Origin of the sequence: Microbacterium sp. (genome assembly GCF_031180975.1) — a bacterium.
GTDB lineage: Bacteria > Actinomycetota > Actinomycetes > Actinomycetales > Microbacteriaceae > Microbacterium.
Genome location: NZ_JAPSLI010000003.1, coordinates 205,957 through 220,941, shown reverse-complemented (window position 1 = coordinate 220,941; position 14,985 = coordinate 205,957). Strand labels below are relative to the sequence as shown.

Annotated in this window: 15 protein-coding genes; 8 read left to right on the top strand and 7 right to left on the bottom strand. The window is 70.7% G+C overall.

Annotated features, from left to right (window positions below; all coding sequences use genetic code 11):
- Positions 1-5: 5 nt before the first annotated feature.
- From RIF65_RS05830 to RIF65_RS05815, 4 genes are read right to left on the bottom strand one after another with little or no spacing between them, the layout of a single operon-like run.
- A complete protein-coding gene (locus tag RIF65_RS05830) occupies positions 6-1,493 on the bottom strand; it encodes an ABC transporter ATP-binding protein (protein ID WP_309066259.1) in 1,488 nt (495 codons plus the stop codon).
- Complete coding sequence (locus RIF65_RS05825; RefSeq protein WP_309066260.1) at positions 1,490-2,341, bottom strand: ABC transporter permease; 852 nt, start codon at positions 2,339-2,341, stop codon at positions 1,490-1,492. Before RIF65_RS05825 ends, RIF65_RS05830 begins: the two co-directional genes overlap by 4 nt.
- Positions 2,338-3,294 carry an ABC transporter permease gene (locus tag RIF65_RS05820; protein WP_309066261.1) on the bottom strand — a complete coding sequence of 319 codons (957 nt, stop codon included), beginning with the start codon at positions 3,292-3,294 and terminating at the stop codon, positions 2,338-2,340. The genes RIF65_RS05825 and RIF65_RS05820 overlap by 4 nt, the downstream gene beginning before the upstream one ends.
- A gap of 43 nt (positions 3,295-3,337) precedes the next feature.
- Entirely contained in the window at positions 3,338-4,966 is a 1,629-nt protein-coding gene (locus RIF65_RS05815; RefSeq protein WP_309066262.1) for an ABC transporter substrate-binding protein, read from the bottom strand.
- Between the two features lie 132 nt (positions 4,967-5,098).
- Between RIF65_RS05815 and valS the strand changes: the two genes are divergently transcribed.
- Together valS and RIF65_RS05805 are read left to right on the top strand one after the other, a co-directional pair.
- On the top strand, positions 5,099-7,672 hold the full coding sequence (gene valS / locus RIF65_RS05810; RefSeq protein WP_309066263.1) for a valine--tRNA ligase: 2,574 nt from the start codon (positions 5,099-5,101) through the stop codon (positions 7,670-7,672).
- On the top strand, positions 7,672-7,893 hold the full coding sequence (locus RIF65_RS05805) for a hypothetical protein (RefSeq protein WP_309066264.1): 222 nt from the start codon (positions 7,672-7,674) through the stop codon (positions 7,891-7,893). The genes valS and RIF65_RS05805 overlap by 1 nt, the downstream gene beginning before the upstream one ends.
- A 12-nt stretch (positions 7,894-7,905) precedes the next feature.
- On the opposite strand, the gene RIF65_RS05800 is transcribed toward RIF65_RS05805, so the two are convergent.
- The gene (locus RIF65_RS05800) at positions 7,906-8,124 is read right to left on the bottom strand and encodes a hypothetical protein (RefSeq protein WP_309066265.1); all 219 of its coding nucleotides are present in this window, start codon (positions 8,122-8,124) and stop codon (positions 7,906-7,908) included.
- A complete protein-coding gene (locus RIF65_RS05795) occupies positions 8,121-8,735 on the bottom strand; it encodes an ArsR/SmtB family transcription factor (RefSeq protein WP_309066266.1) in 615 nt (204 codons plus the stop codon). Before RIF65_RS05795 ends, RIF65_RS05800 begins: the two co-directional genes overlap by 4 nt.
- Positions 8,736-8,854: 119 nt before the next feature.
- On the opposite strand from RIF65_RS05795, the gene RIF65_RS05790 reads away from it, so the two are divergent.
- The 6 genes from RIF65_RS05790 (at position 8,855) to RIF65_RS05765 (ending at position 14,758) form a co-directional block, all read left to right on the top strand.
- Positions 8,855-9,163 carry a hypothetical protein gene (locus RIF65_RS05790; RefSeq protein WP_309066267.1) on the top strand — a complete coding sequence of 103 codons (309 nt, stop codon included), beginning with the start codon at positions 8,855-8,857 and terminating at the stop codon, positions 9,161-9,163.
- On the top strand, positions 9,147-10,562 hold the full coding sequence (locus RIF65_RS05785; protein ID WP_309066268.1) for a sensor histidine kinase: 1,416 nt from the start codon (positions 9,147-9,149) through the stop codon (positions 10,560-10,562). Before RIF65_RS05790 ends, RIF65_RS05785 begins: the two co-directional genes overlap by 17 nt.
- Positions 10,559-11,227 carry a response regulator transcription factor gene (locus RIF65_RS05780; protein ID WP_309066269.1) on the top strand — a complete coding sequence of 223 codons (669 nt, stop codon included), beginning with the start codon at positions 10,559-10,561 and terminating at the stop codon, positions 11,225-11,227. The genes RIF65_RS05785 and RIF65_RS05780 overlap by 4 nt, the downstream gene beginning before the upstream one ends.
- Positions 11,228-11,321: 94 nt before the next feature.
- Positions 11,322-11,957 carry a DUF4956 domain-containing protein gene (locus RIF65_RS05775; RefSeq protein WP_309066270.1) on the top strand — a complete coding sequence of 212 codons (636 nt, stop codon included), beginning with the start codon at positions 11,322-11,324 and terminating at the stop codon, positions 11,955-11,957.
- Positions 11,954-12,700, top strand: coding sequence for a polyphosphate polymerase domain-containing protein (locus RIF65_RS05770; protein ID WP_309066271.1), 747 nt, complete (start codon positions 11,954-11,956; stop codon positions 12,698-12,700). Before RIF65_RS05775 ends, RIF65_RS05770 begins: the two co-directional genes overlap by 4 nt.
- A 9-nt stretch (positions 12,701-12,709) precedes the next feature.
- A complete protein-coding gene (locus RIF65_RS05765) occupies positions 12,710-14,758 on the top strand; it encodes a M3 family metallopeptidase (RefSeq protein ID WP_309066272.1) in 2,049 nt (682 codons plus the stop codon).
- Positions 14,759-14,782: 24 nt separating this feature from the next.
- Here the strand turns inward: RIF65_RS05765 and RIF65_RS05760 are convergent, their stop codons facing one another.
- The gene (locus tag RIF65_RS05760) at positions 14,783-14,983 is read right to left on the bottom strand and encodes a ferredoxin (RefSeq protein WP_309066273.1); all 201 of its coding nucleotides are present in this window, start codon (positions 14,981-14,983) and stop codon (positions 14,783-14,785) included.
- Positions 14,984-14,985 lie beyond the last annotated feature (2 nt).

Genomic DNA, 14,985 nt, shown 5'->3' with positions numbered 1-14,985 from the left:
CATAGTCACCCTGCGGCGGCCAGCAGCTCCCGAGTGAAGGGATGCCGCGGGGCGGCGAACACGTCCGCGACCGGCCCCTGCTCGACGATGAGCCCGTCCTGCATCACCAGCACGTCGTCGCAGACGCGGGCCACCACGGCGAGGTCGTGGGAGACGAACACCATGGTCAGGGCGCGATCCCGCTGCAGTCGGGCGAGCAGGTCCAGCACCCGCTCGCGCACCGTCGGGTCCAGGGCGGATACCGGCTCGTCGAGCACCAGCACCGTGGGATCGGCGGCGAGCGCCCTGGCGATCGCGGCCCGCTGGCGCTGCCCTCCGGAGAGCTCGACAGGGCGCCGGCCGACCAGGTCGGCGTCGAGGCCGACCTCGCGCAGCAGCCCCGCTGCGCGCCGGCGGCGGTCCGCGCGCGGCACGCCGCCGGCCTCCAGCGCCTCGCCGAGCGAGCGGCCGATCGTCCAACGAGGATCGAATGCGGCGAGCGGGTTCTGGTGCACGAGCTGCACCCTCTGCGGGGCTGTCCACCGCAGCGCGCCGGAGTCAGGGCGGGTCGCGCCGACCAGCATCCGGGCCAGAGTCGTCTTCCCCGACCCGGACTCCCCGACGATCCCCAGCGTGCTTCCGGCGGCCAATGCGAAGCTCGCGTCGCGCACGGCGGGCCGATCGAAGTTCTTGGTCACGCGCTCCACGGTGAGCAGCGCGTCGCCCGTGACCTGTGCGCGCGGCCGCAGATGCGCGGTTCCCGCCTCGACCAGCGCCCGGGTGTGATCCGAGATCGGGGCGCTCATCACCTCCGCCGTGCGCCCGTGCTCGATCACCCGGCCGTGCCGCATCACCAGCACCCGGTCGGCGATGCGGCGCACAGCGGCGAAGTCGTGGCTGATGAAGACCACCGCTGTGCCGGCATCCGCGATGCCGCGCAGCAGTGTGAGGATCCGCGCCTGCACGGTCGCGTCCAGCGCCGTCGTCGCCTCGTCGGCGACGAGCACCGCGGGCTCACCGGCGAGCGCCGAGGCGATCAGTGCGCGCTGACGCAGGCCGCCGGAGAGCTCGTGCGGGTAGGCGCGCGCCCGACGTTCGACGTCCGGCATCGACACCCGACGGAGCAGCTCCAGCACCCGTGCGCGCCGATCGTCGCGGTGCAGTCCATGCAGTTCCAGCGGCTCTGCGACCTCCGCCTCGATCCGCCGCAGCGGGTCGAGGGCGGCGAGTGCGTCCTGCGAGACCAGCGCGATCGATCGTCCGCGCAGCCGTCGCCAGTCCCGCTCGCCGAACCGTGTCGCGTCGCCGCCGCCGATCTCGAGCCGGCGCCGCTCGACGGTCGCCCCCGCCGGCAGGAGTCCCAGCAGGGAACGAGCGGTGAGCGACTTCCCCGCCCCCGACTCCCCGACGATCGCGACGCACTCCCCCGGCGCAACGGCGAACGAGACGTCGTCGACCACCGCCCGCCCGCCGATCACGATCCGCAGCCCGTCCAGCCTCAGCGCATCCGTCATGCCCGCCCCTCGCTCCGTGCGCGGAGCGTTCGTCCGACGACCGTCGCACAGATGACGGTGACGGTGATCGCCGCGCCGGGGAACACCGACACCCACCATGCGCTGCCGAGCACGTTACGTCCGCCGGCCAGCATGAGCCCCCACTCCGGCGCGGGCTCAGCGGGTCCGAGTCCCAGGAAGCTGAGCCCGGCCGCGGCGAGGATGCTGGATCCGATCCCGATCGTCGCGAGCACGCTCAGCGAGCCGAGCACCGCGGGCACGACATGCCGCAGGAACGCCCGCACCGGTCCGACCCCGAGGATCCGCGCCGCCTCGACGTGCTCGGCGATCCGCTGGGTGCGCGTGCGGGTGCGGGCGAGACGGATGTACACCGGGACCGCGGCGATCGTGACGGCCATCGCCACGTTCGCGTGTCCGGGGCCCAGAACCGCCACGATGACCAGGGCGGTGAGGAACTCGGGGAACGCCAGCAGCACGTCGGTGGCGCGCATCAGCACCGCGTCGACGACTCGAGGCGCGATCCCCGACAGTGAGCCGATCAGCAGCCCCGTGCCGAGGGCGAGCGCCGTGGCGAGCAGCCCGATGCCCACCGACGCTCGGGTGCCGTGCACGACCCGGGCGAACACGTCCCTGCCGCTCTGATCGGTGCCGAACCAGTGCGTGGCGCTGGGCGCCTCGAGCGCCGCGCGCACCTCGGTCTGCAGCGGGTCGTGCCAGGAAAGCAGTCCCGGAGCCACCCCCGCCAGCGCGACCAGCACGAGAAAGGCCGTGCACGCCCAGAAACCGACGCCGAGGGGCCGGCGCGGATCGACGCCGCGGCGCGTGCTGCGGACCGCCGGCCGACTCATCGCCGCTCCCCGAGCTCGGGAGCCGCCACGAACGCCGCGGCCGTGCGCAGCCGCGGGTCGAGCACGGGATGCAGCAGCTCCACGATGACGTTGACGATCACGAACACCAGCGCGCTGAGCATGATCACCCCGGTGACGACGGGAAGGTCGCGGTCGGCGATCGCCGACAGGGTGACACTGCCGATCCCGGCGCGCGCGAAGACGGTCTCCACCAGCACCGCACCGCCCAGCAGGGAGCCCACCAGGTAGGCGGTGAGCGTGAGCGCTCCGGCCGCTCCGTGCCGCAGCGAGTGCCGCAGCGTGAGCCACGCCGGGCCCGCCCCGCGGGCGCGGACGGTCTCGGCGAACGGCTGTCGTTCGGCCTCGTCGACACCGTCGCGCAGCACCTGGCCGATCAGCGCCGCGACGGGCAGCGCCAGGGTGACCGCGGGCAGCACGAGGGTGGCCGGCGTCCTGCTGCCCGCGACCGGGAACCAGCCCAGCCCGAACGCGAACACCCCCAGCAGCACCAGGCCGATCCAGAACACCGGAGACGAGAGCACGATCAACTCCACGGTGACGGCGGCGGCGCGCGCCGCGCCGCGACGAGCGAGCAGGGCGCCGGCGAGCGCGAGGAGGCCGGCGATGACGAGCGCCGCCGCGGTCAGCTGCAGCGTCGGCGCGAGCTGCCGGCCGATGACCTCGGCGACCGGCATCCGCAGCTGGTACGACTCGCCCAGGTCGCCGCGCAGCAGCCGGGTGAGGAAGTCGGCGTACTGCTCCAGATGCGGCCGGTCGAGCCCGAGCTCGGCACGGATGGCCTGCTTGGTCTCCTCGCCGACCTGCGCCTGGGGTCCGAGCATCACCGACACCGGGTCGCCGGGGATCACGCGGAAGGCGAGGAAAGCCAGCGTCGCGGCACCCCACAGCACCACGACGACGGATGCCAGCAGCCCGCCGACCCGGACCGGCACGGCCCTGCGTCTCGCCCTCGGATCGCTCAACGCCCCGCCGAGATCAGCGACTGACGGTCGCCGCGTAGAACAGCGGGCGGCCGTACAGGTCGTACTCGAGCCCGTCGACGGAGTCGTTCACGGCGGTGATCAGCGAGGGCGTGTACAGCGGCACGATCGCCACGTGCTCGGCGTTCCACTGCTGCAGCTCGGTGTACACCGCGTTACGGGCGTCGACATCGGTGGTGCTGAGGCCCTCCTCGAGCAGTGCGTCGACCTCGGCGTTCGCGACCTGCGACGCGTTCTGGAAGCCGTCGGTGCCGAGGTGGCTGCGCAGCAGGTCCGGGTCGACCCCGGAGAAGCCCCAGTCGGTGATGTCGAAGGTCTTCGGTCCGTACTGCTCGTTGTACGCGCCCGGTTCGAGGGCCTCCCGCTTGATCTCGAAGCCGACCTGCGCCAGATCGGACTGGATCGCGTTGGCGAGCGCCGCGCGGTCGTCAGGGATCGGCGTCCACGCGATCCAGCGGGCGGAGAGGCGCTTGCCGTCCTTCATGCGGATGCCGTCGGCGTCGCGCTCGGTCCAGCCGGCCTCGTCCAGCAGACGGTTCGCCTCATCCTGGTCGAACGGCCAGGACTTTTCCAGACCCGCGTCGTACCCGGGAGTGGAGGAGCTGAGGATGCTCCACGCCCGCGGGAACTGACCGTGGAAGATCTCCTCCACTGCGGCATCCACGTCCATCGCGCGCGAGAACGCCTGGCGGACCTTCTGATCGGCGAACACGCCGTACGCCTCGTTGAGGAACAGCGAGTACGGCATACCCGGGTACTCGATGGACTCGACGGTAAGCGACTCGTCCAGCCCGGCGGCCACGTTCGGCGGCAGCTGGCTGGCCATGTCGGCCTCGCCGGACTCGACGACCCCGGCGCGCACGGACGCCTCCGGCAGCAGCTGCACGCGGAGGGTGGCGAACTCCGGCGCCTTCTCGCCGTGCGGACCCCACGCGTAGTCCTCGTTGCGCGCGTAGACGATCTCCTGCTTCGGGGTGTACTCAGTCAGCTCGAACGGACCGGTGCCGACGTTGACGCCGGGGCCACCGGCCTTGAGTTCGTCGCCGGACTCCTCGATCGCCTTCGGCGACCAGAACCCGAGCTGAGCGGTGCTGGCGGCCTGCAGGAACGGCGCGTACGGGCTGCGGAAGTGCACTGCCACGGTGTGCTCGCCGAGCACCTCGGTGCTCTCGTACAGCTCGCCGCCGAGCATGCTCGCAGCCTGCGCGGATGCCGTCTGCGGCGCGATGATGCGGTCGAAGTTCGCCTTCACCGCGGCCGCATCGAACGGCTCGCCGTCGTGGAAGACAACGTCGTCGCGCAGCTCGAACGTGTAGGTCGTACCGTCCTCTGATACCGTCCAGTCCTCGGCGAGCCACGGCGAGAACGTGCCGTCCTTCTCCTGGAAGACGAGCGAGTCGAGCACCTGCCGCTGCACCATCGCCGACACGTCGAGCTGACTGATCTGCGGGTCCATGTGCCCCGCTGAGAGGTTGGCGCCCTCGATGGCCCACACCAGTTCGGCATCCGGGTCGGCCTCGCCGGATCCGCCGGTCGCCGGCCCGGCGCACGCGCTGAGCAGCAGGGCGGATGCCGCGGCGATCGCGGCCAGGGGAAGGAGTCGGCGCACGGGGAATGCGGGCATGCGGGTACCTCGAGACGGTGCGGAAGGGATGACTCTCCATGCTATCCGCCGCCGGCCCCCGTTAGACTGTCCGGACAACCCACACTCAGGCACGCTCACACAGTGCCGCACACATCGCTCAAGGAGACCTTCATGTCCACGATTCCCGACAAGCCCGCCCTGGAAGGTCTCGAAGCGAAGTGGGGTGAGCGCTGGTCCGCGCAGGGGACCTATCTGTTCGACCGCGCCCGCGCCGCAGCATCCGGCCGGGACGGCGTGTACTCGATCGACACTCCCCCGCCGACGGCATCCGGCAGCCTGCACATCGGGCACGTGTTCTCGTACACGCACACCGACATCAAGGCGCGTTTCGAGCGCATGCGCGGCCGCTACGTGTTCTACCCGATGGGTTGGGACGACAACGGCCTGCCCACCGAGCGCCGCGTGCAGAACTACTATGGCGTGCGTTGCGACCCGTCCCTGCCGTACGACCCCGACTTCACTCCCCCGTTCGAGGGCGGCGACAACAAGTCCAGCCGCGCCGCTGATCAGGTGCCGATCAGCCGCCGCAACTTCATCGAGCTGTGCGAGAAGCTGACCGTCGAGGACGAGAAGCACTTCGAGTCCCTGTTCCGCCAGCTCGGGCTCAGCGTGGACTGGACGCAGACCTACCGCACCATCTCCGACGACACCATCCGGCAGAGCCAGCTGGCGTTCCTGCGCAACCTGGAGCGCGGGGAGGCGTACCAATCGCTGGCCCCCACCCTGTGGGACATCGACTTCCGCTCCGCGATCGCGCAGGCCGAGCTCGAGGACCGCGACCAGCAGGCGTCGTTCCACCGCATCGCGTTCCACAAGACGGACGGCTCCGGCGACATCGAGATCGAGACCACCCGCCCCGAGCTGCTCGCCGCGTGCGTGGCACTCGTCGCGCACCCGGACGACGAGCGCTACCAGCCGTACTTCGGCAGCACGGTGCGCACCCCGCTGTTCGACGTCGAGGTGCCGGTGCTCGCCCATCATCTCGCGCAGCCCGACAAGGGATCCGGCATCGCGATGATCTGCACCTTCGGAGACGTGACCGACATCGTGTGGTGGCGTGAGCTGGACCTGCCGAACCGCACCATCCTCGGCAAGGACGGCCGGGTGCTCGCCGACGCCCCCGAGGCCATCTCGACGGATGCCGGGCGCGCCGCCTACGCCGAGCTCGCCGGCAAGACGGTCTTCAGCGCCCGCAAGCGCGTGGTGGAGCTGCTCCAGGAATCGGGCGAGCTGCTCTCGGTGTCGAAGCCGTTCAACCACGCCGTGAAGTTCTACGAGAAGGGCGACCGACCGCTCGAGATCGTGTCCACCCGCCAGTGGTACATCCGCAACGGCGCGCGCGACGCCGACCTGCGCGACACGCTCATCGAGAACGGCCGCGACCTCACCTGGCATCCGGACTTCATGCGTGTGCGGTACGAGAACTGGGTGGGCGGCCTGACCGGCGACTGGCTCATCTCGCGGCAGCGCTTCTTCGGCGTGCCGATCCCGGTCTGGTACGCGCTGGACGAGAACGGCGAGCGAGACTACGACCGCGTGATCGTGCCCGATGCCTCGCAGCTGCCCGTCGACCCGACCAGCGACGTCCCCACCGGATACACCGAGGACCAGCGCGGAAAGCCGGGCGGGTTCGACGGTGAGAAGGACATCTTCGACACCTGGGCGACGTCGTCGCTGACGCCGCAGCTCGCCGGCGGCTGGGAGCGCGACGAGGAGCTGTGGAACCTGGTGGCGCCGTTCGACCTGCGCCCCCAGGGACAGGACATCATCCGCACCTGGCTGTTCTCCACCATGCTGCGCTCCACTCTCGAGGACGCCCGTTCGCCGTGGCGGAACGCCGCGATCTCGGGCTTCATCGTCGACCCGGACCGCAAGAAGATGTCGAAGTCGAAGGGCAATGTGGTGACCCCGGCCGACATCCTCGACAAGCACGGTTCGGACGCGGTGCGCTACTGGTCGGCGTCGAGCCGACTCGGCATGGACGCCGCGTTCGACCCGCAGAACCCGACGCAGGTGAAGATCGGCCGCCGCCTGGCGATCAAGATCCTCAATGCCGCGAAGTTCGTGCTCTCCTTCCCCGTTCCCGAGGGCGCGGAGATCACGCACGCGCTGGACGCGTCGATGCTCACGGCGCTGGACGGCGTGGTGCGCGAGGCGACCAAGGCGTACGAGAGCTACGACCAGGCGCGTGCGCTGGAGGTCACCGAGGCGTTCTTCTGGACGTTCTGCGACGACTACCTGGAACTGGTGAAGGAGCGCGCGTACAACCAGGCCGACGTGGGGCAGGCCTCCGCGGCCCTCGCCCTGCGGCTGGCGCTGTCGACCCTGCTGCGGCTGCTCGCCCCGATCGTGTCGTTCGCGACCGAGGAGGCGTGGTCCTGGTTCGAGGAGGGTTCGATCCACACGGCGCCCTGGCCGGAGCCGCTGGGCATCGAGGGCGACACCGCCGTGCTCGCCGCCGCGAGCGAGGCGCTGATCGGCATCCGCCGTGCCAAGACCGAGGCGAAGGCCTCGCAGAAGACGCCGGTGGCGCGGGCGACGATCGCGGCACCCGCCGACCGGATCGACGCGCTGCGCACGGCCGGCGACGACCTGCGAGCGGTGGGCCGCATCGCCGAACTGAACTTCGCTGAGGCGGACGAGTTCTCGGTCACCGACATCGAGCTCGCCCCTGTGGAGGTGTGATGCAGCTCGGCACGCGCTGGGCCGCTGGGGCGGAGCCGCCGGCATCCGTCCCTGCGGCCCTGCGCCCCGCGATCGCCGACGTGGAGGCGCAGTTGGCCCCGGCCGCCGGGCATTGGACGCTCACCTGGTTGGAGGGGCGGCCGATCGCCGAGCTGGATGCCGGATGGGAAGTGCTGCTGACGGCATCCGGCGAAGTCGTGGCGCGACCGTTCCAGGACTGAACCGCTCGGAGATCAGCGCGGCCGCGACCCCATCAGCAGCAGCGCGGCGTCCAGCTCGCGAGGACCCGGTGCGTGCCGGCGCTGCTCCTGAAGCAGCTCCACGGCGCGGGCACGGCGCGCGGCACGTGCGGCGATGCGGTGCTCGACGTAGCCGGTGAGCGCGTCGGCCACGCGCTGCAGTGCCCGCTCCATGCGGGTCGGGGTTGCCAGGTGAAGGCTTGCACCGGTCATGGTCGCTCCTCGGGGATCGTACCGCGGGTGTTCGCCGCGGGAAGGTCGAAGATCTCGGTACGAAGGGACACGCGCCGAGTGCCGGGCAGCTCCTCCTGCCCGCGGTAGCGCTCCACCGCCCGGTCGACGAGGGCGGTGATCTCGGCTTTCAGCTCGGTCATCTGCTCGGCAGTGAGGTCGAGCATCGTGGTCGTGACGAGTCCCGCGTCGCGCCACTCCTCCGGTTGGTCCGTGTCGACCCGGTTCAAGTACTCCATCAGCGTGTTGTGCCGCAGGCGGAAGAACTCCGAGGTCACGATCTGCGCGGCCGCGCGGTTCGCCGGCGACATGGTGTCGTCGGGTCCTGGGAGCATCACGCGGCCCTTGGGCCGCTCCCACCAGCGCTCCCGCCCGGTTCCGCGCCCGGGCATCTCCCGGATCAGATCGTGCGCGGCCAGCGCGCGCAGGTGGTAGCTGGTCGACCCGGAGGTTTCGCCGATCAGCTGCGCCAGCGAACTCGCGGTCTGCGGGCCGCGCTCGCTGAGGATGTCGTAGATCCGCACACGGATGGGGTGCGCCAGCGCTTTCAACGCGCCGGCGTCGAGGGTGCGTCCCTGCTGCTGTTCGGTCATGTTCCCAAGATAGCTTTGCAAATGATTCTTTGCAAGCGACTCTTTGCAAAAGAAGCTTTGCAACATGAGAACTCTCTCATCCGTCCCCGTGCCGCGCGACGAACGAGCAGACTGGACGCGTGGCACGATGGGCCTATCTCAGCGCACCGATCGGCGCCGCCCTGCTGCTGGGCACGTGGTGGGCCGCCGATCAGCTGCTCGCTGCCCCGGAGCCTCGGCTCGGCGGCGAGATCGTGGTGACCCCCTCCCCCGCGGAGTCGACGGCCCCGGCGCCGACCCCGACCGCACCGTCGTCGCCGAGCCGGCAGCCGCCCGTTCCCTCCCCTCCGCCCGCCGAGACCGTGGCGCCGCCACCGCCGCCGGATGCCGGGGACGATCCGGACGACGTGGAGGACGACCCGGAGGAGGACGATGACTCCGCGGAGTGACGGCGCGCGCGGGCTGCCGGTTCGCGCCCGGATCCTCGCGGCGACGCTGTTCGTGGTCGCCCTCGCGCTGTGCGCCATCGTCCTCGTCACCGGCCGCACCCTGTTCGCCCGCATCGAGGCGAACGCGGCGGCCGAACTGGAGCATGAGACCGAGAAGCTGCGGGCGTCCGCGTTCGACGCCGCGACCACCGGCGTCGGCGGCGTCCGCGAGATGCTGACCGCGCATCTCGCCGGCAGCGTGCCCGAGCAGTACGAGACGTTCTTCACCGTGATCGACGGCAGGGCGGACCGCCGGAGCCACGCCGAGCCCCTCGCCCGGCTGGACCTGGACGATCGCTTCGTCGCGGAGGTCGCGCGCGCCGAAACGCCGCGCAGCGGACGTGCCGATACGGCGGCCGGCCCTGTTGCGTACGCCGCGATCCCGGTGCGGATCGCCGGGGACCCGGCGGACGGCGTGTTCGTGATCGTCGAGTTCCTCGGCCCGGCTCGTGCGGAGGCGTGGTCCACGATCCTCACCATGTCGGCCGCGGCGCTGTTCGCCCTCGTCCTCGCCGGCGCCGCCGGCTGGCTCGTGGCCGGGCGCGCCCTCACCCCGGTGCGGGAGGTGCAGCGGGCGGCATCCGAGATCGGCGCGGGCGACCTCGATCGCCGCATCGGGGTCGTCGGCAGCGACGACGTCGCGCAGCTGGCCGTCAGCTTCAACCGGATGCTGGACAGGGTGCAGGCCGCGTTCGACGGTCAACGGCGGTTCCTCGACGACGTGGGCCACGAGTTGCGGACGCCGATCACCGTCGTCCGCGGGCACCTGGACGTCATGGGAGAGGATCCCGCTGATCGGGCGCAGACGCTGCGGCTGGTGGACGACGAGCTGCGGCGCACGTCGCGGCTCGTGGACGATCTGATCCTGCTGGCACGCAGCGAACGCCCTGACTTCCTGGTGCGCACGCCTGTCGACGTGGCCGACCTCGTGGTCGAGACACTGGCGAAGGCCACGGCCCTCGGCGATCGCGCCTGGTCGCTGGATGCCGTGCCGGAAGGCACGGTCGTCGCCGACGGGCAGCGCTTGGCGCAGGCGCTGCTGCAACTCGCGGCGAACGCCGTCGACCACACCGGACCGGGGCAGACGATCGCCATCGGCGGTGCGACGGCGGCCGGCAGGCTGACCCTCTGGGTCCGTGACGACGGGCGGGGCATCCCGGAGGCGGAGCAGCCGCACCTCTTCGAGCGCTTCGCCCGCGGATCCGCGCCGCGACGCGCAGCGGGCACCGGGCTGGGTCTCGCCATCGTCGCCAGGATCGCCGAGGCGCACGGCGGCGCGGTGCGTCTGGTGTCGGCGCCGGGCGAGGGCGCGACGTTCACGCTCGACCTGCCACTGACGGCCGAAGAGGGTGGGCGATGAACCGCATCCTGCTCGCCGAGGACGAGGAGCGGATCGCATCGTTCATCGAGAAGGGGCTCCGGGCGGAGGGCTTCCGGTGCGAGACGGTCGCCGACGGCGCCGCGGCGGTGGAGCTTGCCCGCACCGGCGAGTTCGACCTCATGGTGCTCGACATCGGTCTGCCCGGCATGGACGGTTTCACCGTGCTGCGTCGCCTGCGCAGCGAACGCGTCGATCTGCCGATCATCATCCTGACCGCGCGTGACGCCGTCGAGGACACCGTCGCCGGTCTGTCCGGCGGAGCGGACGACTACATGCGCAAGCCTTTCGCGTTCGACGAGCTGATGGCGCGCATCCGGCTGCGGCTCGCGTCGGCGGCATCCGTCGAGTCCGTCGTGCTGCGCGTCGCAGATCTCGCCCTCGATCTGCGCACCCGGCGGGCCACCGTCGACGGCCGGACCGTCGAGTTGACGACGCGCGAGTTCGCGCTGCTCGAGACGTTTCTGCGGCACCCCGACGAGGTGCTCACCCGCCAGCAGCTGCTCAGCCGGGTGTGGGAGTTCGACTTCGATCCGGGTTCCAACGTGGTCGACGTGTACGTGCGCTACCTGCGTACCAAGCTCGGCGCGGACCGGTTCGAAACGGTGCGCGGCGCCGGGTACCGGCTGCGTTCGGCCCCGCACTGACCGGCCCCGCCGGATGTGAACTCTCTCATGCACGGCTCATACCGCCCTCATCGGCGAGCACGAGGATCGGCTTATCGACTTCGGAGGAGCCGTCATGTCACTCGTCATCGCCATCGTCACCGATCTGGTCGCCATCGTCGTCCTCGCCTACGCGCTGTACTTCCGCCGCCACCGGCGCCGAGATCTGCTGCTGTCGTACGTCGCGCTCAACGTGGGCGTGCTCGCGGTGACCATCGCGCTCGGTTCTGTGGAGGTCGGCATCGGACTCGGCATCGGGCTGTTCGGCATCCTGTCGATCATCCGGTTGCGCTCCGACCAGATCACCCAGCAGGAGATCGCGTACTACTTCGTCGCGCTGGCGCTCGGGCTGCTGGCCGGCCTGCGTCCCACGCCGGAATGGGTCACCCCGGCACTGTCTGCGGTGATGCTCGCGGTCATGTTCGTCGTCGACGCACCTTGGGCGGCGGGACGGACCCGGCATCACACCGTGATGCTGGATCGTGCGTACCCGGATGAGCGCGACCTGGAGGCCGCAGTGGCCGCCCTGCTGAACGCGTCGCTGGTTCGCGTGGAAGTGCTGGAGCTGGATCTCGTGCGCGAGACGACACTGGTCGACGTGCGGTACCGGGCGGCGTCGAGCAAGACGGTCGTTCTCGACCGGGCGCGGCCGACCGCCGTGCCGCGCCGGGCTGAGGCGCCGCGTGCGGAGCGGGAGGAGGTGCCCGCGTGAACGCGCTACCGGACGCCCTCGACGCACTCCCGCCGATCTCGCTCGCGGAGTTGGAGGATGCCGCCGAGCTGCTGAACCGGGTGGACCGGAAGTACTTCGTGCCGCGCCGGGTGCTCGCCGCGGCGATCACCCGGCTGAGTGGACGGCCGCGAGCGCTCGAGATCGCGGGACGACGCACGTTCCGTTACGCGACCACCTACTTCGACACCCCGTCGTTCACGCTCTATCGTCAGCACGCCCAGCGCCGGCGGCACCGCTTCAAGGTCCGCACGCGCACGTACAGCGACTCCGGCGCGTGCCGGCTCGAGGTGAAATCGAAGGGACTCCGCGGTCTCACGGTTAAGGAGCGGATCCCGCACGATCCGAACCGATCCGGTGCGTTGGGCGCAGCCGGACGCACGTTCGTCGCGGGGCGCCTCGGGGAGGACGCCGCTCTGCTGCATCCCGTGCTCGACACCTTCTACCGCCGTTCCACGATCGTGGTGGGCGATCAGCGCCTCACTCTGGACGTCGACCTCGCGTTCGAGCGGAACGGATGCCGGATCGCGGGGCCCGACGACGTGCTGGTCGAGACGAAGACCTCTGGAGGCGCGTCGGAGCTCGATCGGATGCTGCTGCATGCCGGCATCCGGCCCCACAGCGTCAGCAAGTACTGCCTTGCCGCGTCGCTGCTGTATCCGCAGCTGCGCGGGCACGACTGGGTGCGTCTGCGGCGACGGTACTGGGGCGAGCCGTCGTCCTAGGCTCGGAGGATGACCGCCGCCGACAATCCGCTGCTCGCTCCGCCCGTCCTGCCTTATCGGATGCCCGACTGGATGGCGATCCGCCCCGAGGACTACCTGCCGGCGTTCCGTGCCGCGTTCGCGGAGCACCTCGCCGAGGTGCGGCGCATCACCGCGGCGCGCTCGACGCCCACGTTCGCCAACACGATCGAGGCGCTGGAGCGCAGCGGCGAACTGCTGGAGCGGGTGTCGCACGCGTTCTACACAGTGAGCTCGGCGGACGCCACGCCTGAGATCCAGTCCGTCGACGAGCAGCTCGCGCCGCTGATGGCCGCCCATGTCGACGCCATCCGCCTGGATGCCGAGCTGTACTGGCGGGTGTCCCAGCTGCACGCGCAGCTCGACACCCTCGAGTTGTCGCCGGAGCAGCGTTACCTCGTCGAGCGACACTTCCGCGAGATGACGCACGCGGGCGCGGGACTCGATGAGGCGGCGAAGGAGCGCCTCACCGCCCTGAATCAGCGACTGTCGTCGCTGAGCACGACCTTCGAGCGGAACCTGCTCGAGGACACGAACCAGCTGGCCATCCGCTTCGACGGCATCGAGCAGCTGCGCGGACTGTCCGACGGTGAGGTCGGCGCTGCGCGGCGAGCGGCAGCTGACCGCGACCTGGATGGCTATCTGGTCACACTGCCGCTGTTCACCGGCCATCCGTATCTCGCGGCCCTGCAGGTGCGCGAGAGCCGGCGCCGCATCATGGCGGCATCACGCGCCAGGGGTTCGCGTGGCAATGCGCACGACAACCGGGAGGTCGTGGCGGAGATCGTGCGCCTCCGCGCCGAGCGGGCGGCGCTTCTGGGATACTCCTCGCACGCCGCGTACGTGACCGCCGACGAGACGGCCGGCTCCCCCGAGGCTGTGGAGCGGATGCTGCGTGGACTGGCGCCGGCCGCCGCGCGGAACGCGACGGCGGAGCGGGCGGCGCTGCAGCGCATCATCGACGAGACAGAGGCGGAGCCGTTCGCGCTGGAAGCGCACGACTGGGCGTTCTACACCGAGCGGCTGCGCACGCAGCGCTTCGACATCGACACCGCGGCGCTGCGCCCCTGGTTCGAGGCCGAGCGGGTCCTGCAGGACGGTGTGTTCTTCGCCGCGACGCGCCTGTACGGGGTGACGTTCACCGAACGGCCCGACATCCCCTCCTATCATCCCGGCGCCCGCGTGTTCGAGGTGCACGACGAGGACGACTCGGCGGTGGGCCTGTACGTGCTCGACCTCTACACGCGCGATTCGAAGCGCGGTGGGGCGTGGATGAACTCGATCGTCAGCCAGTCGGCGCTGCGCGGCACACTCCCGATCGTGGTGAACAACCTGAACGTCCCACAGCCCGCCGACGCGCAGCCGACGCTGCTGACGCTTGACGAAGTGACGACGCTGTTCCACGAGTTCGGCCACGCTCTGCACGGCCTGTTCGCCCGGGTCGACTATCCCCACTTCGCCGGCACGAACGTGTTCCGGGATTTCGTGGAGTTCCCCAGTCAGGTGAACGAGATGTGGATCCTCTGGGACGAGGTGCTCGACAACTACGCCCGCCATCATGAGACGGGTGAGCCGCTCGACCCGGGCGTCGTCGAGCGGCTGCGCGCCAGCGGAACGTTCGACCAGGGCCACGCCACCAGTGAGTACCTCGCCGCCGCGTGGCTCGACCTGGCGTGGCACCGGCTGACGCCGGAGGAGCTTGTGAACGACGTCGCCGCTTTCGAGGCGTCCGCGCTCGCCGACATCGGCCTGAACGACCCGGCCGTGCCGACCCGGTACTCGTCGACGTACTTCGCCCACGTCTTCTCCGGCGGGTACAGCGCCGGGTACTACTCCTACATCTGGAGTGAGGTGCTCGATGCCGACACCGTGGAGTGGTTCCGTGAGAACGGCGGACTCACGCGCGCCAACGGCGACCGGTTCCGGTCCCGCCTGCTCGGTGTCGGCGGTGCGAAGGATCCGCTGCAGGCCTACCGTGACTTCCGGGGCCACGACGCCGAGATCGGTCCTCTGCTGAAGCGCCGGGGGCTGGAAGGATGACCTCGGACGTGCTCGCCGAGGCTCCTAGTCCTCCCGGACGTGGATCGTGGCCGACGGGCACAGCATCTCGGCCTCGCGGACGGCAGACCACTCCCGCTCGGGCGGGTGCTCGTCGAGGACGCTGACGAACCCGCCGTCCTGTGGCCGGTTCGCGAACACGTTCGGGGCGGTGCGGCTGCAGTTGCCGGAGGCGATGCAGGTGGTCGGGTTCACGGTGACCTTCATGA